Source organism: Metallococcus carri, assembly GCF_011440275.1.
In the GTDB taxonomy this organism is placed as follows: Bacteria; Actinomycetota; Actinomycetes; order Actinomycetales; family Dermatophilaceae; genus Metallococcus; species Metallococcus carri.
This window is the reverse complement of record NZ_JAAOIV010000009.1, coordinates 187,785-194,256: the sequence shown is the minus strand read 5'-3', so window position 1 is coordinate 194,256 and position 6,472 is coordinate 187,785. Positions and strand designations below refer to the sequence as shown.

Annotated in this window: 2 protein-coding genes, 1 rRNA gene and 1 pseudogene; 2 read left to right on the top strand and 2 right to left on the bottom strand. The window is 68.6% G+C overall.

Translation table 11 applies throughout. From position 1 onward, the window contains the following. The first annotated feature begins 4 nt into the window (after window positions 1-4). Together rrf and lysX are read left to right on the top strand one after the other, a co-directional pair. Window positions 5-122 (top strand): 5S ribosomal RNA (rrf, locus tag G9U51_RS12975). Window positions 123-314: 192 nt separating this feature from the next. Then, complete coding sequence (gene lysX / locus G9U51_RS12970) at window positions 315-3,722, top strand: bifunctional lysylphosphatidylglycerol synthetase/lysine--tRNA ligase LysX (protein WP_328823465.1); 3,408 nt, start codon at window positions 315-317, stop codon at window positions 3,720-3,722. A gap of 1 nt (window position 3,723) precedes the next feature. Here lysX and G9U51_RS12965 read toward each other — a convergent pair whose 3' ends face one another. Then, on the bottom strand, window positions 3,724-5,685 hold the full coding sequence (locus G9U51_RS12965) for a thioredoxin domain-containing protein (protein ID WP_166197350.1): 1,962 nt from the start codon (window positions 5,683-5,685) through the stop codon (window positions 3,724-3,726). 590 nt (window positions 5,686-6,275) lie between these two features. Continuing rightward, window positions 6,276-6,437 (bottom strand): annotated as a pseudogene (locus G9U51_RS12960) (DUF255 domain-containing protein); the annotation flags it as partial. Window positions 6,438-6,472 lie beyond the last annotated feature (35 nt).

Here is a 6,472-nt window from a genome sequence, read left to right as displayed (position 1 = left end):
GCGTTACGGCGGTCATAGCGAAGCGGGAAACGCCCGGTCACATTCCGAACCCGGAAGCTAAGCCCTTCAGCGCCGATGGTACTGCACCCGGGAGGGTGTGGGAGAGTAGGACACCGCCGGACAACTCCTCACGGTGAGGGCCCGCAGCTCCCGATCGAAAGATCGGTCGAGCGCGGGCCCTTATCCGTTCCCGTCATTCGAGTCCGCGTCCAGCGGACGTCCAGAGACCCTTCAGACCGAAGTGCCAGGCTGCCGGGTGAAACGTCGGGATAACATGCGCCGACGGCATACTCCAGGGAAGGACCCGCGCGGCGGTGAGCGCTCCGAAGCTCTTGAAGGGCTCATTCAATCCCTACGGCGGCACTGCCGCGGCGAGTAAGCCGCGCGACTGGCGCGAGATCGTCGTGCGGGCCATCGGCAACCTGCTGCTGATCGCCGCTGCATGGTCGCTGTTGTCGATCGTGGTCCACCGGCCGTGGGTCCTCGCCGGCGCCGACCTGCTCGGCATGCTCGGGATGCCGAGCGAGCCCAGCCTGTTCGTCTTCTTCCTTGTGCTCGCCCTGGCCGGTGCCATGCGAAGGCGCCTGCGGCCGGCGCACACTGTCCTCGTGGTGCTGATGGCGCTCAACGCCCTCACCACCATGGTCGTGCTGATTCGCAGCACCGCCGACTCCGACTTCCTCAACCGCGCCCAAAGCGTGCGCGGTTACTCCCACGACTACGCCGTGCTGCGCACCAGCATCCCGTTCAACACGGTGGCCCTGATCATCGAGATCGCCGTGCTCATCCTGGTGATTCTCGTGCGCCGACGGTTCGTGGCCCGAGTGCAACGCGGCAGCACCCGCTCGGCCGTCTCGGTCCTGGTGGGCGGCCTCGCGATCTCCTTCGGCGTTGCCCTCACCCTCGTGACCTTCTTCCCCCGTGGCCTGGAAGGCATGACCGAGCGGGTCCGCTTCGCCTTCCGCTCTGCCCTGGGTCTCGACACCGGCCCTGACAGTCCGGGCATGCATGGGCATCTCGGGTACGACTGGATCTACGGCCTCGCTGGCGCCTTGTCGGCGGCCGCGCTCATCCTCGCGCTGCTGGTGTTGTGGCGGTCGGCGCGCGGACAGCAGATGCAATCGGCCGACGAAGAACTGCAGGTGCGCCGGTTGCTCCTGCAATACGGCGAGGACGACTCGCTCGGATACTTCGCCACCCGCCGCGACAAGGCGGTGATCTTCTCGCCCGACGGCGAAGCCGCCCTCACCTACCGCAACGAGGGCAGTGTCAGCGTCGCCTCCGCGGACCCGATCGGACGCCGCAGTTCCTGGGCGCCGGTGATCGAGGCGTGGCTGCAACAGTGCCGCGAGCACGGCCGGTATGCCGCGGTGCTTTCCTCGAGCGAGGACGGCAGCAAGGCGTATGTCGCCGCCGGGTTGCGCGCCTTCGCCCTGGGCGATGAGGCGATCATTGACGTAGACGACTTCAGCCTGCGGGGCCGGACGATGCGACCGGTGCGCCAGGCTGTCACCCGCATCAGCCGCGCCGGCTACACCACCCGGGTGCGCCGGCACGCTGATTTGAGCTCGGGCGAACTCGAGCAGATCGAACAGCTCGCACAGAAGTGGCGGGGGGAGGAGGCCGAGCGCGGCTTCTCGATGGCGCTCAACCGGCTCGGCGATCCAGCCGACGGGCGCTGCGTGCTCATCACCGCGCACGACCAGACCGGCGAGATTCGTGGGTTCCTGTCCTTCGTCCCCTGGGGCGTGCGCGGGGTATCCCTCGACCTCATGCGCCGCGACCGCGACGCCGAGAACGGACTCAACGAATATCTCGTCGCCAAACTGATCGAGCACGGACCGGAGTTCGGCATCCGGCGCATCTCGCTGAACTTCGCGGTGTTCCGCAATGTTTTCCAGAACGCCGACCAGGTCGGTGCCGGCCCGATCACCAAGATCACCGACGCCTGCTTGTCCTTCGCCTCACGCTTCTACCAGCTGGAGACGCTCTACCGCGCCAACGACAAATACCGCCCGGAATGGGTGCCGCGGCTGCTGTGCTACGACCCCGCCCTCACCGTGCCGCGCGCCGGCATCGCGATGGGCGTCGCGGAGGGCTTCCTGCCGCCGCTCGGTCCGGCCTTCCTCGTCGGGCCGCGACCCTCGGAGCATCAGCCGCCGCGTCCGGAGCCCGACTTCGTGCAGCGGGTGCGCGAGCAGGAGAGTGCGTTGCTCATCGCGGCACCGCCGGCCCAGCCGCTCAGTGAGCAACAGCGGGTCCGGCGTGACAAGCTCCAGGTGCTGGAAGCGGCCGGCATGCCGGCATACCCCGTGCAGGTGCCTCGCTCGGATCGCGTTGCGGGCGTGCGCGAGCGGCACGGTGAACTCGGACCGGATCAGCTGACCGATGACATCGTCGCGGTGACCGGCCGGGTGCGCGCCTGGCGCGATCTGGGGGGTGTGACCTTCGCGGTGCTGGAGGACGACGGTGCGCTGATCCAGGTGATGACGACGCGCGACGGCACGCCGGAGCCGGTGCGCACGCTGTGGCGACGCGCGATCGACCTCGGCGACCTGGTGAGCGTGACCGGGCCGGTCGCCACCTCCCGCAACGGGGAACTGTCGGTGCTGGTGCAGCAGTGGCAGATGGCCGCGAAATGCCTCAGCCCGCTGCCCTCGCCGCGGGCGCCGCTGAGCGACGACGTGCGGGTGCGCAACCGCTCGCTCGACCTGCTGACCAATCCGGGCGCGCTCGAGGTGTTGCGCAAGCGGTCCCTGGCCGTGCGGGCGATTCGCGAGCTGTTCACCGAGCGCGGCTTCCTCGAGGTGGAGACGCCGATGTTGCAGTCGGTGCACGGCGGGGCGACCGCGCGACCGTTCAAGACGCATATCAACGCCTACGGGATGGACCTCTACCTGCGGATCGCGCCCGAGCTTTACCTCAAGCGGCTCGCGGTCGGAGGCATGCAGAAGATCTTCGAGGTGGGCCGCAACTTCCGCAACGAAGGAGCCGACGCCACGCACAACCCGGAGTTCACCTCGTGTGAGGCCTACGAGGCGTACGGCGACTACACCACAATGCGGGTGCTGATGCGTGAGCTGGTGCTGCGGGTCGCCACTGCCATCCATGGTCGACCGATTTCGTTGCGCCCCAACGGCGCTGGCGGTTTCGACGAGGTCGACCTCTCACCGCAGTGGCCGGTCAAGACGGTCCACGATGCCGTGTCGGAGGCGGTGGGAGTGCGGCTCACCTCGGCATCCGGCCGCGACGAGGTGGCTGCGGTGTGTCAGCAGCACGGTGTGGCCGTGCGGCCGGAGGACTCTGCCGGCAAGCTGGTGATGGAGCTCTACGAAGCCCTGGTCGAGAAGCAGACGACCTTCCCCACCTTCTATTGCGACTTCCCGGTGGAGGTCTCCTTCCTCGCCCGCAAGCACCGCACCGACCCGCGCCTGACCGAGCAGTGGGATCTGGTCGCTTTCGGTGCCGAGCTCGGCACGGCCTACAGCGAGCTCACCGACCCGGTCGACCAGCGCGACCGGCTTACCCGCCAGTCGATGGCGGCCGCGGCCGGTGACCCCGAAGCGATGGAGGTGGACGAGTCCTTCCTCGCCGCCCTCGAGCTCGCGATGCCGCCCACGGGCGGCCTCGGGTTCGGCGTCGACCGTCTGGTGATGACCCTGCTCGGCACCACGATCAAGCCGACGCTCGCCTTTCCCTTCGTGCGCCCGCAGGGGGACTGAGTCAGCGCCGAAGCGTCGCGGTCAGCGCGTCCGTGTCGGTGACCGGCGCGTCGCAGACGAATCCACGACAGACATATGCGGTCGGCCGGCCATCTCGCGCCGGCCGATCGGCCAGCAGAGGTATGCCGGGGCTGTCGCTCGGCCCGCTCACGATGACCGTGCCGCCGGGTGCCTGGTGCCGGGCTGTCTTGGTGAGCGTGCCCGCGGTGTCGGCGACGACCGCCACCTGCAGTGGTCCGGCCGCGGCGGCTTCGGCTGCGGCCATGGCCCATCCGGCGAACCGGGGATCACGAGCGGCGACCCGGCCCATGCTGGCTAGAGCCGCGTCGGCGAGATCCCGCGGGGCCGGGTCACCGGTGAGAGCGCTGAGCGTGAGCTGCGCGTGGGCCAGGGCGCTGGTGCCGCACGGCTCGGCGTTGTCCCCCGAACCGCGTGGCCGGGTGACGAGGCTGCCGTCCGCGGTGTCGAACCAGCCGCCGTCGGGAGCGGCATACGGGACTGCTTGGTCGAGCAATTCGCTTGCGGCTGTGAGGAATTCGGGCTGACCCGTGGCCTGGTGCAGGGCCAGCAGGCCCTCGGCCAGATCGCCTAAGTCGTCGGCGACAGCCGGCGCGTCGCCGACGGCGCCATCGCGCGAGACGCGACGCAGACCATCGGGGGTGCGGTGGACGGCGAGCAGGAAGCGGGCGCATGCGGTGGCCGCCTCGACCCACGCGGGCTCGTCGAGCAGGGTGCCGGCCTCGGCCAAGGCAGCGATGGCGAGGCCGTTCCAGGCGGCGACCACCTTGTCGTCCCGGGCCGGCTGAGGGCGCTGGTTCCTCGCGGTGTGTAGACGGTTGCGGACGTCAGCCCACCAGTCGGCGTCCTCGGGATCGTGGCGCAACTGGAGTGTCGACATGCCGTGCTCGAAGGTGCCCTCGTCGGTGACGGTGAGCAGCTCGGCGGCGCGGCGGCCGTCCTCGGGGCCGAGAACGTCGGCCAACTGATCCGGCGTCCAGGCGTAGGTGAGGCCTTCGACGCCCTCGGTGTCGGCGTCGAGGGAGGCAGCGAAGGCGCCCTGCTCGGTGCGCAGCTCGCTGAGCAAGAACTGCGCCGTCTCGCGCGTAACCCGCTCTGCCAGAGGAGAATTGGTAACTCGCCACCAGTGTGCGTAGACCCGCAACAACAGCGCGTTGTCGTAGAGCATCTTCTCGAAGTGCGGCACCACCCAGTCGGCATCGACGCTGTAGCGGGCAAAGCCCCCGGCGAGCTGGTCGTACATGCCGCCTCGTGCCATCGCCTCGCAGGTGCCGGTGACCATGGCCAGGGCGTCGCGGTCGCCGGTGCGTTCGTGGTGGCGCAGCAGGAACTCCAGCACCATCGACGGCGGGAACTTGGGCGCACCGCCGAAGCCGCCGCGCGCCTCGTCATACATCTGCCGCAGCTGGCTCACCGCGGACACCAACTCATCGGACGAAATCGGTTGGGGCGCAACGGATTCGGTGATGCGTCGCAGTTCGCTGGTGATGTGCGACGCCGAGGCGAGCACGCTCTCGCGCTGAGTCGTCCACGCCTGGTGTGCCGCGTCGAGCAGGCGCAGGAACTGCGGCTTCGGCAGATAGGTGCCGGCAAAGAAGGGCTCGCGGTCGGGCGTCAGCAGGCAGGTCATCGGCCAACCGCCCTGCCCGGTGAGCGCCATCGTGGCGTTCATATAGACCGTGTCGACGTCGGGGCGTTCCTCCCGATCCACTTTGATCGCAACGTAATTCGCGTTGAGGGCATCAGCCACCTGGGCATCCTCGAAGGATTCGTGCGCCATGACATGGCACCAGTGGCAGGCGGCGTAGCCGATCGACAGCAGCACCGGCACGTCGCGCTGACGGGCTTCGGCGAAGGCCTCGTCGGACCATTCCCTCCAGTCGACCGGGTTGTCGGCGTGCTGGCGCAGGTATGGGCTGAGCGCGTCGGCGAGGCGGTTCGGCATTCCTGTGACTCCTCAGCTGTGGCACGTGCATCACCTTTCGCTCGGGTGAGCACGAGGGTGACGCATGAAACTCGGCGTACGACGGTGTCTCCAGCCTAGGAAGTTTCGGGGCTCCTCGTTTGCTCGCCCACGGCAAGCTGCATAGGACGGGCGCCATGGCGGGTCCGCCTCTGCACCCCGTCGAATGGCTCGAACCAGCGCCAGGTCTTCTTCGGGGCGCCAGCCGGCGAGGCCGAGCCGTTCAAGCGAGTGCTGCAGGGAGCGGCGTCCGACGGCGTCGCGACATCTTCAGGCGTTACGCGATCTCGGGCTCGTGGTCTGGGAGGGACAAGGACCGAAGGACCCGCGGGCCTCGTGGCGGCTCCACTGATCTACTGCAACGTTCTACTGCAACATATTTACCAGTAGATGTTTCAGTACGTTGCAGCCCGGTCGCCCGCTCAGCTGTAGCTCGCGGCTGCCCGAGTGATACATGATGCCCCGGAATACGCGTCCTGCGGCGACGCGGCGCGAATCAGCACAACGAACGAAACCTAGTCTGACCTGCGGTTTCGTGAAAGCTTGTCGACGATCGTCTACGCGACGGACTCGTGGCACCAGTGGCAGGCGGCGTAGCCGATCGGCAGCAGCACCGGCACGTCGCGCTGACGGGCTTCGGCGAAGGCCTCGTCGGACCATTCCTGCCAGTCGACCGGGTTGTCGGCGTGCTGGCGCAGGTAGGGGCTGAGCGCGTCGGCGGGGCGGTTCGGCATACCTCCACCGTACGTCGGCGGGGATCGCAGTGGCG

Bases quoted from the DNA above. Each gene is read 5' to 3' on its own strand.
- G9U51_RS12965 (WP_166197350.1), bottom strand. From the start codon at position 5,685: ATGCCGAACCGCCTCGCCGACGCGCTCAGCCCATACCTGCGCCAGCAC.